Here is a 16,178-nt window from a genome sequence, read left to right as displayed (position 1 = left end):
CTGTCACTCGGACGCCTGGCTCCCTACCGAAAGCACATACATCCTGGGCAGGCCGAGCCGGCGGCGAACTATATCACTGCTCAAGCGTGGCGCCCAAGGCCAAGCCCGGGGCCGTTCAGGATCGAGACAGACAAAAACACTGCACTTGGAGCACAGCCACACGATGGAGTTGCACAAAGCCTGACGAACTTCTGTAAGGCACTGCCTCATTCCCGCTATAATCGCCGCCTTTTCATCTGGGTAATCGATTTCTACATGAGCCAATCCAGCGACCTGATTCAATCGGCACAACGCACCATCCGCCTCGAAATTGAAGCCATTCAAGGCTTGATACCCCATATCGACGCAGATTTCGTACGCGCTTGCGAGATGATTCTGGCCAGCAAAGGCCGCGTGGTCGTGGTCGGCATGGGCAAGTCCGGACACATCGGCAACAAGATCGCCGCAACCCTGGCAAGCACTGGCACCACGGCATTCTTCGTACACCCCGCTGAAGCCAGCCATGGCGACATGGGGATGATTACCCGTGACGACGTCATCATTGCCCTGTCCAACTCTGGCTCAACCAACGAAATCATCACTCTGCTGCCGCTTATCAAGCGCCTGGGCATCCAGATGATTAGCCTGACCGGCAACCCGGGCTCGCCGCTAGCCAAAGCTGCCGACGTCAACCTCGATTGCCGCGTGGCCCAGGAAGCCTGCCCGCTCAACCTGGCCCCCACCTCCTCTACCACCGCGGCCCTGGTGATGGGCGATGCCCTGGCCATTGCCCTGCTGGAAGCTCGCGGCTTTACCGCTGAAGATTTCGCTTTTTCCCACCCAGGCGGCGCTCTGGGCCGACGCCTGCTGCTGAAGGTGGAAAACGTCATGCACACAGGTGAAGAACTGCCGAAGGTGCAACGCGGCACACCGCTCAAGCATGCCTTGATGGAAATGACCCGCAAGGGCCTGGGCATGACCGCCGTACTGGAAGCCGACGGCCGCCTGGCCGGGGTTTTCACTGACGGCGACCTACGCCGCACCTTGGACCGCGACCTGGACCTGCGCACCGCCACCATCGACGACGTAATGACCGCCCACGGCAAAACCGCCCGCGCAGAAATGCTCGCCGCCGAAGCCCTGAAAATCATGGAAGACCACAAGATCAGCGCGCTGATCGTGGTCGACGAGCAGGACCACCCGGTGGGCGCGTTCAACCTCGGCGACCTGCTGCGCGCAGGAGTGATGTAAATGAACGACGAACTGATGCAACGGGGTAAAGCCATCAAACTGGCGGTTTTCGACGTTGATGGCGTTTTGACCGACGGTCGTCTGTATTTCCTCGAAGATGGCAGCGAGTTCAAGACGTTCAACACCCTCGACGGGCAAGGCATCAAGATGCTGATGGCCACGGGCGTGACAACCGCCATTATCAGTGGGCGCAAAACCCCGGTGGTCGAACGCCGGGCCAAGAATCTCGGTATCCCCCACCTATTCCAGGGGCGCGAGGACAAAATGGTCGTGCTCGACGGGCTTCTGGCGCAACTAGGCCTAAGCTATGAGCAAGTCGCCTACCTGGGCGACGACCTGCCCGACCTGCCGGTGATCCGCCGCGTGGGCCTGGGGATGGCCGTGGCCAACGCCGCCAGCTTCGTACGTGAACACGCCCATGGCATTACCCAGGCCCGCGGCGGCGAAGGCGCTGCACGGGAGTTCTGCGAGTTGATCCTGCGCGCCCAGGGCAACCTAGAAGCGGCCAACGCCGCCTACCTGTGAGCCACACATGCTGAGTAAAAACATCCGCAACATTCTGATTTTCGCGGTCATTGCGGCGATTTTCGTCGCCGTTGGCTACTGGAACATCAGCCCGGAGCGCTTTCTGGGCCGTGCTGGCACGGTCACCAACGAAAGCGCCATCGACTACTACGCCATCAATGCCCACAGTGTGCAGTTCCTGCCCGACGGCAAGCTGCAATACGAGATGACCTCCGACAAAGTCGAGCATCTCAAGGCCACAGACGTGACGCTACTGACCAAACCCGACCTACAGATGTATCGCGGCACCACCTTCCCCTGGCACATCCAGAGCGAACGCGGTGAAGTCAACCCTGGTGGCACCGAAGTAGAACTGATTGACTCGGTACGCATCGCGCGCACCGACGAGAAGAACCGTACGACCCTGATAACCAGCAGTCGTATGACCGTATTCCCCCAGAAGCAATATGCGCAGACCGAGCAAGCCGTTAGAATCGACGGCGCTGGCGGCGTATCGACTGGCAATGGAATGAAAGCGTACTTGAAAGAAAGCAGGATACACCTGCTATCGAACGTAAGAGGACAGTATGAGTCTCGTTAAAACCCTCCCTATTTTGCTCAGCCTGAGCGCAGCACTGGGAAGCGTGAGCGCCTGGGCTCTGCCGAACGATAGCCAGCAACCGATCCGCATCCAGGCCGACGACGCCCAACTCGATGACAAGCAAGGCATTGCCACCTACCGGGGCGACGTCATCATCACCCAGGGCTCAATGAAGATCACTGGCAACACCGTGACCATCACCCGGGCCGGCTCGGGCGATATCGACGTCGTAACCGCCGTGGGCAACCTGGCTTACTTCGAGCAGTTGCAGAAACAGACCGATCCCAAGCCGGTCCAGGCCTACGCCGTAACCATCCAATACCATGCGCCGCAGAACCGCATCGTGCTGATCGACCGCGCTAAGGTCATCAATGACGGCAACACCACCGAAGGCGAGAAAATCGTCTACGACACCGTCAAACAGATCGCCAACGCCGGCCGCGCCAACGGCTCCTCTGTCACCGCGCCACGTCCGCGGATCGACATGGTGATCCAGCCCAAGAAGAAAACCGACGAGAAAAAGGCCCCTTAATGGCAACTCTGAAAGCTCAGCATCTGGCCAAGAGCTACAAGAGCCGCCAGGTAGTGCGTGACGTCAGCCTGTCCATCGACAGCGGCCAGATCGTCGGCCTGCTCGGCCCCAACGGCGCCGGCAAGACCACCTGCTTCTATATGATCGTGGGTCTGGTACAGGCCGACCAAGGCCGCATCCTGATCGATGACCTGGATGTGAGCCACCAACCCATGCATGGCCGCGCCAAGGCCGGTATCGGCTATCTGCCGCAAGAAGCGTCGATCTTCCGCAAACTGTCGGTAGCCGACAACATCATGGCCATCCTCGAAACCCGTAAGGAGCTCGACAAGGCTGGCCGGCGCAAACAGCTCGAAAGCCTACTGCAGGAGTTCCACATCAGCCACATCCGCGACAACCTGGGCATGAGCCTTTCCGGTGGCGAGCGTCGCCGCGTGGAAATTGCCCGAGCCCTGGCCACAGCACCAAAATTCATCTTGCTCGACGAACCTTTCGCCGGCGTGGACCCGATCTCGGTGGGCGATATCAAACAGATCATCCATCACCTCAAGGCCAAGGGCATCGGTGTGCTTATCACCGACCACAATGTGCGCGAGACTCTGGATATCTGCGAAACCGCCTACATCGTCAACGACGGCCAGCTGATCGCCGAAGGCGACTCTGCCACCATCCTTGCCAACGAGTTGGTCAAGGAAGTGTACCTGGGCCATGAGTTCCGCCTGTAAGCGTGGAGTTTGGCTTTTCGCCAGGGCGGCCAGCAGTGAACTCTGAAAAGTTTATTATTGCGGCGCCCTAGGCAAGCACTCCAGTTTCAGGCATATAATTTGCTTAAGTTTGGCGCTCCGGCGCCCTGTAGTGGATGGCGCATGTGCGCCGGCAAATAAGGTGTTAAGCCCCTGCCATGAAACCATCGCTAGTCTTGAGAATGGGCCAGCAGCTGACGATGACACCGCAGCTGCAACAGGCCATCCGCCTGCTCCAATTGTCGACCCTGGACCTGCAACAGGAAATCCAGGAGGCTCTGGAATCCAATCCGATGCTCGAACGCCAGGAAGAAGGCGACGACTTCGACAACGCCGATCCACTGGCCGACAACGTCGAACAGAAACCTAATGCCGACGTTCAGGAACCTTCCTACCAGGAAAGCGCCCCGACGGTGGACAACCTTGAGGATGGCGAGTGGGGCGAGCGCATTCCCAATGAACTGCCCGTCGACACCGCCTGGGAAGACATCTACCAGACCAGCGCCAGCAGCCTGCCGAGTAACGATGACGACGAGTGGGACTTCACCACACGCACATCGGCCGGTGAAAGCCTGCAAAGCCATCTGCTGTGGCAATTGAACCTGGCCCCGATGTCCGACACCGATCGCCTGATCGGCGTGACCCTGATCGACTGCATCAACAACCAGGGCTACCTGGACGAATCCCTCGAGGAAATCCTCGAAGCCTTCGACCCGGAACTGGACATCGAACTCGACGAGATCGAAGCCGTACTGCACCGCATCCAGCAGTTCGAGCCGGCCGGAATCGGCGCACGCAACCTGGGCGAATGCCTGCTGCTACAACTGCGCCAACTCCCCGCCAAGACCCCTTGGCTGACCGAGGCCAAGCGTCTGGTCAGCGACTTCATCGACCTACTCGGCAGCCGCGACTACAGCCAGCTGATGCGCCGCATGAAGATCAAGGAAGATGAACTGCGCCAGGTCATCGAACTGGTGCAGAGCCTCAACCCGCGCCCAGGTTCGCAGATCGAGTCCAGCGAGGCCGAATACGTCATCCCCGACGTCATCGTGCGCAAGGATAACGACCGCTGGCTGGTCGAACTCAACCAGGAGTCGGTACCGCGTCTAAGGGTCAACCCGCAATACGCCGGTTTCGTGCGCCGCGCCGACACCAGCGCCGACAACACCTTCATGCGCAACCAATTGCAGGAAGCACGCTGGTTTATCAAGAGCCTGCAGAGCCGCAACGAAACCCTGATGAAGGTTGCTACCCAAATCGTCGAGCATCAGCGCGGCTTTCTCGAGTACGGCGACGAGGCGATGAAACCCCTGGTTCTGCACGACATCGCCGAAGCGGTGGGCATGCACGAGTCGACCATTTCCCGGGTAACCACCCAGAAATTCATGCACACGCCCCGCGGCATCTACGAACTGAAATATTTTTTCTCCAGCCATGTCAGCACCTCCGAAGGCGGTGAATGCTCGTCCACGGCGATCCGCGCGATCATCAAAAAACTGGTTGCCGCGGAAAATCAGAAAAAGCCGTTGAGTGATAGCAAGATCGCTGGTTTACTGGAGGCACAAGGCATTCAGGTAGCCCGCCGCACCGTCGCCAAGTACCGCGAATCCCTTGGGATTGCGCCTTCAAGCGAACGCAAGCGGCTGATGTAACGGGTTACGCCACAGCGTTCCAGGGTGTGCTTGACGTCTCGCCCAAAAGCAGGTCTTCGAGCACAACCTAAGTGGCAGGCAAACCGGCCTGCCGCCTTATGCACTGGCAACGAAGGAGAAGCTGTATGCAAGTCAACATCAGTGGACACCAACTGGAAGTGACCGAACCTCTGCGGGCCTATATCGGCGAAAAACTCGACCGACTCGAAAGGCACTTCGACAAGATCACCAATGTGCAGGTGACGATGAATGTCGAAAAACTGAAGCAGAAAATCGAAGCCACCCTGCACATTCACGGAGGGGAGGTCGTTGCCAATGCCGAACATGACGATATGTACGCTGCCATCGACCTGCTCACCGACAAGCTTGACCGCCAACTCAAAAAGCATAAGGAAAAGACCCAAAGCCTCCTCCAGGGCGCGACCGGTCGTTAACACTCCCCACCCATGATCCGACTTGAAAATATCCTGACCCCCGGCCGTTCCCTCGCGAACGTGCCGGGCGGCAGTAAAAAGCGCGCACTCGAAAAAATTGCCAACCTGATCGCGGATCAAGTTCCCGATCTGGAAATGCAGGATGTTTTCGAGAGCCTGATTGCCCGTGAGAAGCTTGGCTCTACCGGCTTCGGCAACGGCATCGCCATTCCCCATTGCCGTCTCAAGGGTTGTGAGTCGCCCATCAGCGCCTTGATCCACTTGGACGCCCCCATCGATTTCGACGCCATCGACGGTGCACCGGTCGACCTGCTGTTTGTCCTGCTGGTCCCGGAAGCGGCCACCGATGCCCACCTGGAGCTGCTACGCCAGATCGCCAGCATGCTGGACCGCGAAGACGTGCGCAAAAAACTGCGCAGCGCCCAGAGCAGCGAAGCCTTGTACCAGGTCGTCCTGGACGAGCAGAACGGCCAATAGCATGCGCCTGATAATCGTCAGCGGCCGCTCCGGCTCCGGTAAAAGTACCGCCCTCGATGTCCTGGAGGACAACGGCTACTACTGCATCGACAACCTCCCGGCAGGCCTGCTGCCGGAACTGGCCGAACGGGCCCTGATCCACACGGAACTGGCTCAACCGCTGGTCGCGGTGTCCATCGACGCCCGTAACCTGCCCAGCCACCTGTCGCGTTTCCCGGAGTTGCTGGAGGAAGTCAAGAGCCGGCACATCCAGTGCGAAGTGCTGTACCTAGACGCCGACGAAGAAACCCTCATCAAGCGCTTCTCGGAAACCCGACGCCGGCATCCACTGACCAGCGCCAACCGCTCCCTGCCCGAAGCCATCAGCGATGAGACTAACCTGCTGGGGCCGATTGCCGATCTGGCCGACCTGAAGATCAACACCACCAGCCTGAACCTCTATCAACTGCGTGACACCATCAAGCTGCGCCTGCTGAACCAGCCTGAACCGGGCACAGCCTTCCTGGTGGAGTCCTTCGGGTTCAAACGCGGCATGCCGGTGGATGCAGACCTGGTGTTCGACGTGCGTTGCCTGCCCAACCCCTACTGGAAGCCCGAACTGCGCGCCCAGTCAGGCCTGGACCAACCCGTTGCCGATTACCTGGCCGCCCAGCCGGATGTGGAGGAGATGTTCCAGGACATCTCTTCCTACCTGCTCAAGTGGCTGCCCCGCTTTGCCGCCAGCAGCCGCGCCTATGTCACGATCGCCATTGGCTGTACGGGCGGACATCACCGCTCTGTCTACCTGACCGAACGCCTGGGCCGGGTCCTGCAGCAGTCCCTGAAGAATGTCCAGGTCCGCCACCGCGACCTCAGTTGAAAGGATCTACATCGCGATGCCCGCTCTGGAAATTGAAATCATCAACAAGCTGGGCCTGCATGCCCGGGCATCCGCCAAGTTCGTCGGCGTTGCCGGCCAGTTTCCTTGCCAGGTAAGAGCTGGGCGCACCCCCGAGAGCATGGTCGATGGCAAAAGCATCATGGCCATGATGATGCTGGCGGCCGGCAAAGGCACCAAGATCCACCTGAAGACCGAGGGCGAGCAAGAACAGGAAGCCCTCGAAGCGCTGAAAAAACTCATCAATAACTATTTTGATGAAGGCGAGTAAGCGGCCGCTATCTCGCCAAGCCCGCGGCGCCTACACAGGCGTGTAGGCCACCGACAACAAACGCTCAAGCCAACGCAGTATCCATCACCATCATCAGGCAAAAGCCGATGCACAGCCCCAGGCTGGCCAGCTTGTCGTGCCCATTGCGGCGGGACTCCGGGATCACTTCATGAGTCACCACCAGCAGCATCGCCCCCGCCGCCAGAGCCAGGCCCAACGGCAGCAACAGCTCGGCCAGGCTCACCAGCCACGCGCACAAAAGTGCGAACACCGGCTCCACCAACCCTGACGCCGCGCCGATCAAGAACGCCTTGCCCCGCGACATCCCAGCCCCGGCCAACACCAGCGCTATCACCAGCCCCTCGGGCACGTCTTGCAAGGCAATGCCCATAGCCAGGCTATCGGCATCGGCCATGCCGCCGCCGGCAGACACCCCAACCGCCATGCCTTCGGGAATGTTGTGGGCGATGATCGCAAACACAAATAGCCAGATGCGCGGGGCGACCACCGGGTGCTCAGCAGTGCCCACCAGCATGTCGGGGCTGACCCCGGAGACCTTGCGGTCCACCAGAAACAAACCGAATGCGCCGAGCATGATGCCGAAACTCACCAAACCGCTCGCGGCCCAGGGCGACAACCCGAGGCTTTCTGCGGCGGCGATCCCCGGAACGACCAGGGAAAACGCCGTGGCCGCCAGCATCACACCTGCGCCGAAGCCCAGCAGGGTATCGCTGACCGCTTGCGGCATCCGCCGAATGACCAACACCGGAACGGCGCCCAACGCCGTGCCCAAGGCGCAGATCGCCCCGCCTTGCAATGCGCGCAGCAAACGTGGCTCAAGGTTGAGCCATTCCAAACCTTGAGCTACCAGCAACGTCATACCCGCTAACAGCAACAGCGAGCCCAAGGCGAAACGAAACATCCGCCCGCTGCTGCTCGCCAGTGTTTCAGTGCCCATAATCGGCCTTAGGTCGTTTTGTAGTGGAGAGCTTAGACCAGCGCAGCCTCGTACCGCTGGGCAACTTCGGGCCAATTAATCACGTTGTAGAACGCATTGATGTATTCCGGGCGACGGTTCTGGTAGCGCAGGTAATAGGCGTGCTCCCACACGTCCAGCCCCAGGATCGGCGTGTTGCCGCTCATCAGTGGGCTGTCCTGGTTACCGCTGCTCTCCACCACCAGTTTTTTTTGTGGCGTTACGCTCAGCCAGGCCCAGCCGCTGCCGAAGCGGGTCAACGCAGCTTTGGTGAAGGCGTCCTTGAAGGCCTCGAAACCACCCAGGTGTTCGTCGATGGCCGCGCCCAACGCGTCGCTTGGCGCGCCGCCGCCCTTGGGAGTCATGACCGCCCAGAACAACGAGTGGTTGGCATGCCCGCCACCCTGGTTGATGACGGCGGCGCGCAGTTTTTCCGGTAGTTGCTGGACACTGGCCACCAGTTTTTCCACCGACCAATCCGCCCATTCGGTGCCTTCGACGGCGGCGTTGAGGTTGTTGATGTAGGTCTGGTGGTGCTTGGTGTAGTGGATTTCCATGGTCTGCGCATCGATGTGCGGTTCCAAGGCATCGTAGGCGTAAGGCAAGGCAGGCAAGGTAAAAGGCATTCAATGTGCTCCGTAATGTGGGCCATTCGGGGACGAGGCATCCTGTGCCCCAGGTGTCACACCGCTGTGCAGCAGGCGATGGGTGCGCGGGTATTCACCATGGTCGCTGATGAAATTGAGCAGTTCGACGTAGGTTTTGCTGCTTTGGCGCAGCGCGGCTTCGCGCAGGGCCAGGCTCAGGCGTGCGTCCTGGATGGTTTGCAGCAGCCGCTGATGGATCGCGCACAGGTACTCCGCGCTTTCCTCCGGCTGATTGAGGCGCAGGTGCAGGTCGGCCAGGTTGTGATGGGAAATCACACAGGCCGCCACCGCTTCGTCCGCGTCGGCCCAGCGCTCGAACAGCACCTGGGCCAAGGCCAGCGCCTGCAGGTAATGCTCGCGGGCGTCCACCAGTTCGCCCTGCATAAAACAGCGGTTGGCCCTTTCGATCGTGCGTTTCCAGTGTTCCATGGTGAGCCTCCAAAACCGGGTCGGTGACTAGACCCCGCCTGCCGTGAGCTTTTCTGGATTGAGCAACACTTCCAGTTGGCTACGCGGCAGGTCGGTGTGTTCAAGGGCCACGTCTATGACCGGGCGCCCTTGCTGATAGGCCTGCTTGGCGATTTCGGCAGCCTTCTGGTAGCCAATGATCGGGTTCAGCGCAGTCACCAGGATCGGGTTGCGCGACAGCGCTTCGCTGAGCTTGGCCTCGTTGACCTTGAAACTGGCGATGGCCTTGTCGGCCAGCAAACGGCTGGAATTGGCCAGCAACTCGATGCTGCTCAGCAGGTTGTGGGCAATGATCGGCAGCATCACGTTGAGTTCAAAGTTGCCGGACTGGCCCGCCACCGTAATCACGCTGTCGTTGCCGATCACCTGGGCCGCAACCATCGCGGTGGCTTCCGGGATCACCGGGTTGACCTTACCCGGCATGATCGAGGAGCCCGGCTGCAACGCTTGTAGCTCGATTTCACCGAGGCCGGCCAGGGGGCCGGAGTTCATCCAGCGCAGGTCGTTGGCGATTTTCATCAAGGACACTGCGGTGGTCTTGAGCTGGCCCGAAACGGCGACCGCTGTGTCCTGGGAACCGATCAAAGCAAACAGATCCTTACCCGGCGTGAACGGTACGAGGGTCAAGGCGCTGAGTTGCTCGCTGAAGCGCACCGCGAACTGCGGGTGGGCGTTGATTCCGGTGCCCACGGCGGTGCCGCCCTGAGCCAGGGATTGCAGGCTCGGCAGCAGGTTCTGCAAGTGCTCGAGGTTGGTCTTGAGCTGTTGCGCCCAGCCATTGAGCACCTGGCTCATGCGCACCGGCATGGCGTCCATCAGGTGGGTGCGGCCGGTCTTGATAAAGGGGTGGACCTCTTGCGCCTTGCGCTCGATCACTTGCACCAGGTGAGCGAGTGCCGGCAGCAGGTGTTCGTGCAGGGCCAACGCGGCGCTGACGTGGATGGTGGTGGGAATGATGTCATTGCTGCTCTGGCCGCAATTGACGTGGTCGTTAGGGTTCACCAGCTCGCCCAGCAAACGGCTGGCCAGGGTGGCGATCACTTCGTTGGCGTTCATGTTGGAGCTGGTGCCGGAGCCGGTCTGGAAGATATCCACCGGAAAATGCTGCATGAAGTCGCCTTCGAGCAGGCCTTGCGCGGCATCGACGATGGCCTTGCCCTGGGCCGGGGTGATTTGCTCCAGCGCGATGTTGGCGCGGGCGGCGGCAGCCTTGGCCAGGATCAGCGCGCGAATGAACTGGGCCGGCATGCGTTGCCCGCTGATGGGAAAGTTATCTACCGCGCGTTGGGTCTGCGCGCCGTACAGGGCCTCTACCGGGACGTTCAGTTCGCCCATGCTGTCGCGTTCAATACGAGTCATCGGAAAATCCTTGGACCAATTCGATAAGGGGAATGGAGGGCTGCAACTGGCAGGTCGCCAGTTGCCAGGTGTAGCTTTGCCAGCGCTTGAGGCGGCAGGTGCACAGGGCAAGGCGTTCGAGGTCGCGCAACGGGCGCCAGGCCTGGTCCAGGCACAGCGTGCGCCAATGCCAGGGCAATGCGGTGTCGGCAGCCGTATCGAGCAGCAGGCGGAATGAGGTTTGGGCGATGGTCCAGGGCGATGCGGCAGTGCAACAGCCCAGGTAGCGGCCTTCGGCCAGGTAATGTTCGATCAGCCGCGGCTCATCGGGATCCATCGCGCAACGAATCTGGCGACTCATCCAGCGCCAGCTTTCGAGGTAGGGCTGCTCGTGCAAGGCAGAACTCATAATCCGGGCTCATTCGGTAATGAGATTTATTATTATATGATAATGATAACCAAAACAAGCCTGAATCATCCCCACGCGCACCACGCGGTCGAAGGTGGGCCGCTTAAGTACCGAAGCCCAAGAGCTTCGGAAAAAGTACGGCAGGCAGGGAAAAGTCGTCGCAAGACTTCAAAACAACGTAGGAAAATATCAACTTATATAAACGCTGCAATACATTTATATGCCCTCTCAAAAAAAAACGAATCTATTATCTCAGGCGAACACCCATATTTTTCCCATGAAGGATCTTGAGAAAACATGACAAACATCGAACTTAATGTATTTATTGAAACCGAACTGAACTTGCTTGCCCGACGAATTATCGACAAAAAAAACGTCAGTGATGAAATTGCCCACGCGAAGATTGGATTCTATCTTTCCCTGCGCAGAGTCCTGAACTCAAAGGAAACCCCTGCTGATATAGGCTTTCTCGACGCCATTAACGACACGCTGCAGGCCTTGGGTATCATCGAAAAAAACAGGACATTCCTTGCCAACACCAAAGAATTAATTAAGTAATAGTGATTACTTGCCCAATACTACCCGCACCATTTAAATAACAAATATACACAACGCGGATTCGCGCCTAACAACCCATCGTATTGTTAGGCGCTTCTATCTTTATCAGCTACCCGCCACCGTCATCCGCTCGATCAACACCGAACCAGTGCGAATGTTGCTGCGCAGTTCCAGGTCATTCCCCACGGCGACGATCTGCTTGAACATGTCGCGCATGTTGCCGGCAATGGTCACTTCCTGGACTGCGAACTGAATCTCGCCGTTCTCCACCCAGAAACCCGCCGCGCCCCGGGAGTAGTCGCCGGTGACCATATTTAGGCCCTGGCCCATCAACTCGGTCACCAACAGGCCGCGGCCCATGCGCCGCAGCAACGCGGCCTGGTCTTCATCGCCGTGGGTGACGAACAGGTTATGCACGCCACCGGAGTTGGCGGTGCTGGGCATGCCCAACTTGCGGCCCGAATAGGTGCCCAACACGTAGGACACCAACTCGCCGTTCTCGACGAAAGGTTTGGCGTAGGTCGCCAGGCCATCGCCATCGAACGACGCACTGCCCATGGCGCGCATCAAGTGCGGGCGCTCGTCCAGGGTCAGCCACTGGGGGAAGACCTTCTGCCCCAGGGCGCCTTCGAGGAACGATGATTTGCGGTACAGGTTGCCGCCGGAAATCGCCCCCAAAAAGCTGCCGAACAGACCGCCAGCCAGTTCGGCGGAAAACAGCACCGGCACTTCGCAGGTCGGCACCGGGCGTGCGCCCAGACGGCTGGCGGCACGCTGCGCGGCGCGTTGGCCGATGGTCACCGGGTCCATCAGCAATTCACCCTGGCGGTTCACGTCATACCAGTAATCGCGCTGCATCTGGCCGTCGGCTTCGGCGATCATCACGCAACTGAGGCTGTGGCGGGTCGAGGCGTAGCCGCCGACGAAACCGTGGCTGTTGCCGTACACGCGACAGCCCTGGTGGGTGCTCAGCGTGGTGCCGTCGGCGTTCTTGATCCGGCTGTCGGTGGCGAACGCCGCCGCTTCACAGGCCAAGGCCTGTTCGATGGCTTGTTCGGGGGTGATATCCCAGGCGTGGAATAGGTCGAAGTCTTGCAAGTCCCTGGCCATCAGCGCCGCGTCGGCCAGGCCCGAGCTTTCGTCTTCAGAGGTGTGCTGGGCGATGGCCAGGGCCGCGGCCACGGTTTCGCGGATCGCTTGCGGGCCGCTGGCCGAGGTGCTGGCCGAGCCTTTGCGCTGGCCCACGTACAAGGTGATGCCAAAACCCTGGTCGCGGTTGAACTCGACCGTTTCCACTTCCCGCTGGCGCACCGAGGTGGATAAGCCCTGCTCCAGGGAAACGGCGACCTCACAGGCACTGGCGCCCTGGCGCTTGGCTTCGGCGATGATCTGCTCGACTTGGTCCTGCAGGGCCGGCAACGCTTGCGGGCCGACGCTTTGGGCTGCACTCATGGTTTTCTCCACTCAAATTCTGCTTTCGGTTAAGGCCTTCGAGCGACCGGGCCGGACAAGCGGCCCCCGACTGGTTATCATGGCGGCGTTTCTTTGCGGACTGCCACCATGGTTGATTCTTACGACGACTCCCTCGATGGGGAGAAAAGCAAATCCCAGGTTAAACGCGAGCTTCATGCTCTGGTTGACCTCGGCGAGCGCCTTACAACACTCAAGCCTGACTTGCGCGCCAAACTGCCCTTGACCGACGCCATGCGCCGGGCCCTGGACGAAGCGCCCAAGCACACCGCGAACATTGCGCGTAAACGGCACCTGCAATTTATCGGCAAGCTGATGCGCGACCAGGACACGGACGCCATTCTGGTTTTGCTCGATCAACTGGATGCCTCCACCCGCCAATACAACGAACGTTTCCACGGCCTGGAACGCTGGCGCGATCGCTTGATCGCGGGCGATGACGGCGTGCTGGAAAAATTCGTCGTCGATTACCCGGACGCGGACCGCCAACAACTGCGCTCCCTGATCCGTCAGGCCCAGCATGAGCTTGCCCATAACAAGCCCCCTGCTTCGAGCCGCAAAATCTTCAAGTACATCCGCGAGCTGGACGAGACACAACGCGGCCTGCGTTAGTTTTCGCCCCCGGGTGGGCCGGGCCGCAATGCGGGCCGCCCACCCAAGGCTCCTCCTCACGCGCCCGTGCCACCCACGGTGATCGCGTCAATCTTCAGCGTTGGCTGGCCGACACCCACCGGCACCGACTGCCCATCCTTGCCACACGTCCCCACACCGCTGTCCAACGACAGGTCGTTGCCCACCATCGACACCCGGCTCATGGCCTCCGGCCCGTTGCCGATCAGGGTCGCGCCTTTGACCGGTGCAGTGATCTTGCCGTCCTCGATCAAATACGCTTCGCTGGTGGAGAACACGAACTTGCCGCTGGTGATGTCCACCTGGCCGCCGCCCAGGTTGGCGCAGTAGATACCCTTCTTCACCGAGGCGATGATTTCCGCCGGGTCGCTTTCGCCGCCCAGCATGTAGGTATTGGTCATGCGCGGCATCGGCAGGTGCGCATAGGATTCGCGGCGGCCGTTGCCGGTGCGCGCCACACCCATCAGGCGGGCGTTGAGCTTGTCCTGCATATAGCCTTTGAGCACGCCGTTTTCGATCAGGGTGGTGCACTCGGTCGGCGTGCCTTCATCGTCCATGCTCAGCGACCCGCGACGCCCGGCCAGGGTACCGTCGTCCACGATGGTGCAGAGTTTGGAGGCGACCATTTCGCCCATGCGCCCGCTGTAGGCCGAACTGCCCTTGCGGTTGAAATCACCCTCCAGGCCATGGCCGACCGCTTCGTGCAACAGCACACCGGACCAGCCCGACCCCAGCACCACCGGGAAAGTGCCGGCCGGCGCGGGGATCGCTTCAAGGTTGACCAACGCCTGGCGCAGCGCTTCGCGGGCATAGCCCATGGCGCGGTCCTCGGCGAGGAAGTACCGGTAGTCGGTACGCCCGCCACCGCCGTGGCCGCCTCGCTCGCGGCGGCCGTTCTGCTCGACGATCACGCTGACGTTGAAGCGCACCAACGGCCGCACATCCGCTGCCAGGGTGCCATCGGTGGACGCCACCAAAATGCGCTCCCAGACCCCAGCCATGCTCACGGTGACCTGCTGGATGCGCGGGTCGAGGGCGCGGGTCGCGGCATCGACACGCTTGAGCAGCTCGACCTTTTCCGCACGGCTGATGACTTCCAGGGGGTTGTCAGGGCCGTAGAGCTGGGTCACGTCCTGGGTGCTGAAGGCCTGCACGCTGCCGTGCTGGCCGGCGCGGGAAATCGACCGTGCTGCACGGGCCGCCAGGCCCAGGGCTTCGAGGGTGATGGCGTTGCTGTAGGCGAAACCGGTTTTTTCCCCGGCCTGGGCACGCACGCCCACGCCTTGGTCGAGGTTGAAACTGCCTTCCTTGACGATGCCGTCTTCCAGCGCCCAGGACTCGGAAATCTGCCCTTGGAAATACAGGTCCGCCGCGTCGATGCCGGGGCCGGCCAGGTCACCGAGCACCGCTTGCAGGCTGTCGATCGTCACGCCACCCGGCGCGAGAAGGTGTTCACTGACTGAGGACAACAACTGGCTCATATGCTTTACGCCTTACATTCATTGTTCTGAGGCAGGCCGCCGGGCGCCCTGCGAGAAAAAGCGCCGATGGCTCGCCACCGGCATGCGCGCCCGGATGGACGCTTGCTCGCTGCTGTCGCGCGAGGCCAGCAATACGGCCTCGCCCTGATCCTGCTGAGCGAGAATCCGCCCCCAGGGGTCGATAATCGCCGCGTGACCAAAGGTCTCCCGCGGGCCCGGATGCACCCCGCCTTGGGCCGCCGCCAGCACATAGCATTGAGTCTCGATGGCGCGGGCGCGGATCAATACATCCCAATGGGCAGCACCGGTCACGGCGGTGAAGGCCGACGGCGCGGTAATCAGTTCGGCCCCCGCGGCACGCAATTCGCTGTACAGCTCGGGAAAGCGCAGGTCGTAGCACACCGTCAGGCCGACCCGGCCTACCGGGGTGTCGGCGACGACCACCGCACCGCCATGAGCATAGTCATCAGATTCGCGGTAACGGCCACGGGCATCGGCCACATCCACGTCGAACAAGTGCAACTTGTCATAGCGCGCCGCGATGGCACCCTGTTCGTCGATCAACAACGAACAGGCGTTGGCCTTGCCCTCGGGCTGCCCTTCGGGCGGTAGCGGCAACGTGCCAGCGACTATCCATACGTTGAGGTCGCGGGCGGCTTGTTTCAACCACGGCAGGATAGGGCCTTCGCCCAGCGCTTCGGCGCGACCAATAGCGGCGGTATCGCGACGGCCCATGGCGGCGAAATTTTCCGGCAGCACCGCCAGCCGCGCACCGCTGTCGGCGGCACGCTCCAGCAGGCGCCGGGCCTGCAGCAGGTTGGCCGCCACATCGCTCTGGCTGACCATTTGAATCACCGCAAAAGACATGGGGCGCTCCTTG

At 60.8% G+C, this 16,178-nt stretch carries 20 protein-coding genes; 12 read left to right on the top strand and 8 right to left on the bottom strand.

Annotated features, from left to right (window positions below; all coding sequences use genetic code 11):
* The first annotated feature begins 255 nt into the window (after nt 1-255).
* The 10 genes from AC19YT_RS22480 to AC19YT_RS22435 all read left to right on the top strand — a co-directional run bounded on the left by AC19YT_RS22480 (nt 256) and on the right by AC19YT_RS22435 (nt 7,321).
* The gene (locus AC19YT_RS22480; protein ID WP_095107836.1) at nt 256-1,230 is read left to right on the top strand and encodes a KpsF/GutQ family sugar-phosphate isomerase; all 975 of its coding nucleotides are present in this window, start codon (nt 256-258) and stop codon (nt 1,228-1,230) included.
* A complete protein-coding gene (locus tag AC19YT_RS22475; protein WP_095107835.1) occupies nt 1,231-1,755 on the top strand; it encodes a KdsC family phosphatase in 525 nt (174 codons plus the stop codon).
* 7 nt (nt 1,756-1,762) lie between these two features.
* A complete protein-coding gene (gene lptC / locus AC19YT_RS22470; RefSeq protein ID WP_095107834.1) occupies nt 1,763-2,335 on the top strand; it encodes an LPS export ABC transporter periplasmic protein LptC in 573 nt (190 codons plus the stop codon).
* A complete protein-coding gene (lptA, locus tag AC19YT_RS22465; RefSeq protein WP_095107833.1) occupies nt 2,322-2,867 on the top strand; it encodes a lipopolysaccharide transport periplasmic protein LptA in 546 nt (181 codons plus the stop codon). Before lptC ends, lptA begins: the two co-directional genes overlap by 14 nt.
* Complete coding sequence (gene lptB, locus AC19YT_RS22460; protein WP_500611060.1) at nt 2,867-3,592, top strand: LPS export ABC transporter ATP-binding protein; 726 nt, start codon at nt 2,867-2,869, stop codon at nt 3,590-3,592. Before lptA ends, lptB begins: the two co-directional genes overlap by 1 nt.
* 176 nt (nt 3,593-3,768) lie before the next feature.
* Nucleotides 3,769-5,262, top strand: coding sequence for an RNA polymerase factor sigma-54 (locus AC19YT_RS22455; protein WP_095107831.1), 1,494 nt, complete (start codon nt 3,769-3,771; stop codon nt 5,260-5,262).
* Between the two features lie 125 nt (nt 5,263-5,387).
* Entirely contained in the window at nt 5,388-5,696 is a 309-nt protein-coding gene (gene hpf, locus AC19YT_RS22450) for a ribosome hibernation-promoting factor, HPF/YfiA family (protein WP_095107830.1), read from the top strand.
* A gap of 12 nt (nt 5,697-5,708) precedes the next feature.
* Nucleotides 5,709-6,173 carry a PTS IIA-like nitrogen regulatory protein PtsN gene (gene ptsN / locus AC19YT_RS22445; protein WP_095107829.1) on the top strand — a complete coding sequence of 155 codons (465 nt, stop codon included), beginning with the start codon at nt 5,709-5,711 and terminating at the stop codon, nt 6,171-6,173.
* A gap of 1 nt (nt 6,174) precedes the next feature.
* A complete protein-coding gene (rapZ, locus tag AC19YT_RS22440; protein ID WP_095107828.1) occupies nt 6,175-7,032 on the top strand; it encodes an RNase adapter RapZ in 858 nt (285 codons plus the stop codon).
* Between the two features lie 16 nt (nt 7,033-7,048).
* Entirely contained in the window at nt 7,049-7,321 is a 273-nt protein-coding gene (locus tag AC19YT_RS22435) for an HPr family phosphocarrier protein (protein WP_095107827.1), read from the top strand.
* A 64-nt stretch (nt 7,322-7,385) separates the two neighbouring features.
* On the opposite strand, the gene AC19YT_RS22430 is transcribed toward AC19YT_RS22435, so the two are convergent.
* The 5 genes from AC19YT_RS22430 to AC19YT_RS22410 are packed head-to-tail and all read right to left on the bottom strand — an operon-like array spanning nt 7,386 to nt 11,159.
* Nucleotides 7,386-8,279 carry a ZIP family metal transporter gene (locus AC19YT_RS22430; RefSeq protein ID WP_500611059.1) on the bottom strand — a complete coding sequence of 298 codons (894 nt, stop codon included), beginning with the start codon at nt 8,277-8,279 and terminating at the stop codon, nt 7,386-7,388.
* A gap of 32 nt (nt 8,280-8,311) precedes the next feature.
* The gene (locus AC19YT_RS22425) at nt 8,312-8,923 is read right to left on the bottom strand and encodes a superoxide dismutase (RefSeq protein WP_095107825.1); all 612 of its coding nucleotides are present in this window, start codon (nt 8,921-8,923) and stop codon (nt 8,312-8,314) included.
* Entirely contained in the window at nt 8,924-9,373 is a 450-nt protein-coding gene (locus AC19YT_RS22420) for a DUF2753 family protein (protein WP_500611058.1), read from the bottom strand.
* A 27-nt stretch (nt 9,374-9,400) separates the two neighbouring features.
* Nucleotides 9,401-10,771: a class II fumarate hydratase gene (locus AC19YT_RS22415; protein ID WP_500611057.1), complete on the bottom strand. Its 1,371-nt coding sequence runs from the start codon at nt 10,769-10,771 to the stop codon at nt 9,401-9,403.
* A complete protein-coding gene (locus tag AC19YT_RS22410; protein WP_095107822.1) occupies nt 10,758-11,159 on the bottom strand; it encodes a FagA protein in 402 nt (133 codons plus the stop codon). The genes AC19YT_RS22415 and AC19YT_RS22410 overlap by 14 nt, the downstream gene beginning before the upstream one ends.
* A gap of 297 nt (nt 11,160-11,456) precedes the next feature.
* Here AC19YT_RS22410 and AC19YT_RS22405 point away from each other — a divergent pair, with 297 nt between their 5' ends.
* Nucleotides 11,457-11,717 carry a hypothetical protein gene (locus tag AC19YT_RS22405; protein ID WP_095107821.1) on the top strand — a complete coding sequence of 87 codons (261 nt, stop codon included), beginning with the start codon at nt 11,457-11,459 and terminating at the stop codon, nt 11,715-11,717.
* Between the two features lie 105 nt (nt 11,718-11,822).
* Here AC19YT_RS22405 and pmbA read toward each other — a convergent pair whose 3' ends face one another.
* Nucleotides 11,823-13,169, bottom strand: a complete 1,347-nt coding sequence (pmbA, locus tag AC19YT_RS22400; protein WP_095107820.1) for a metalloprotease PmbA — start codon at nt 13,167-13,169, stop codon at nt 11,823-11,825.
* A 108-nt stretch (nt 13,170-13,277) separates the two neighbouring features.
* Between pmbA and yjgA the strand changes: the two genes are divergently transcribed.
* Nucleotides 13,278-13,799 (top strand): ribosome biogenesis factor YjgA, encoded by a 522-nt coding sequence (yjgA, locus tag AC19YT_RS22395; RefSeq protein ID WP_095107819.1) that lies wholly within the window; start codon nt 13,278-13,280, stop codon nt 13,797-13,799.
* A 56-nt stretch (nt 13,800-13,855) separates the two neighbouring features.
* On the opposite strand, the gene tldD is transcribed toward yjgA, so the two are convergent.
* A complete protein-coding gene (tldD, locus tag AC19YT_RS22390; protein ID WP_500599026.1) occupies nt 13,856-15,298 on the bottom strand; it encodes a metalloprotease TldD in 1,443 nt (480 codons plus the stop codon).
* Nucleotides 15,299-15,316: 18 nt separating this feature from the next.
* A complete protein-coding gene (locus AC19YT_RS22385) occupies nt 15,317-16,165 on the bottom strand; it encodes a carbon-nitrogen hydrolase family protein (protein ID WP_500611056.1) in 849 nt (282 codons plus the stop codon).
* Nucleotides 16,166-16,178: the final 13 nt, after the last annotated feature.

The organism is Pseudomonas sp. MF08875 (assembly GCF_059862525.1).
The sequence above is the reverse complement of the archived record's forward strand: the minus strand, read 5'-3'. Positions and strand labels throughout refer to the sequence as shown.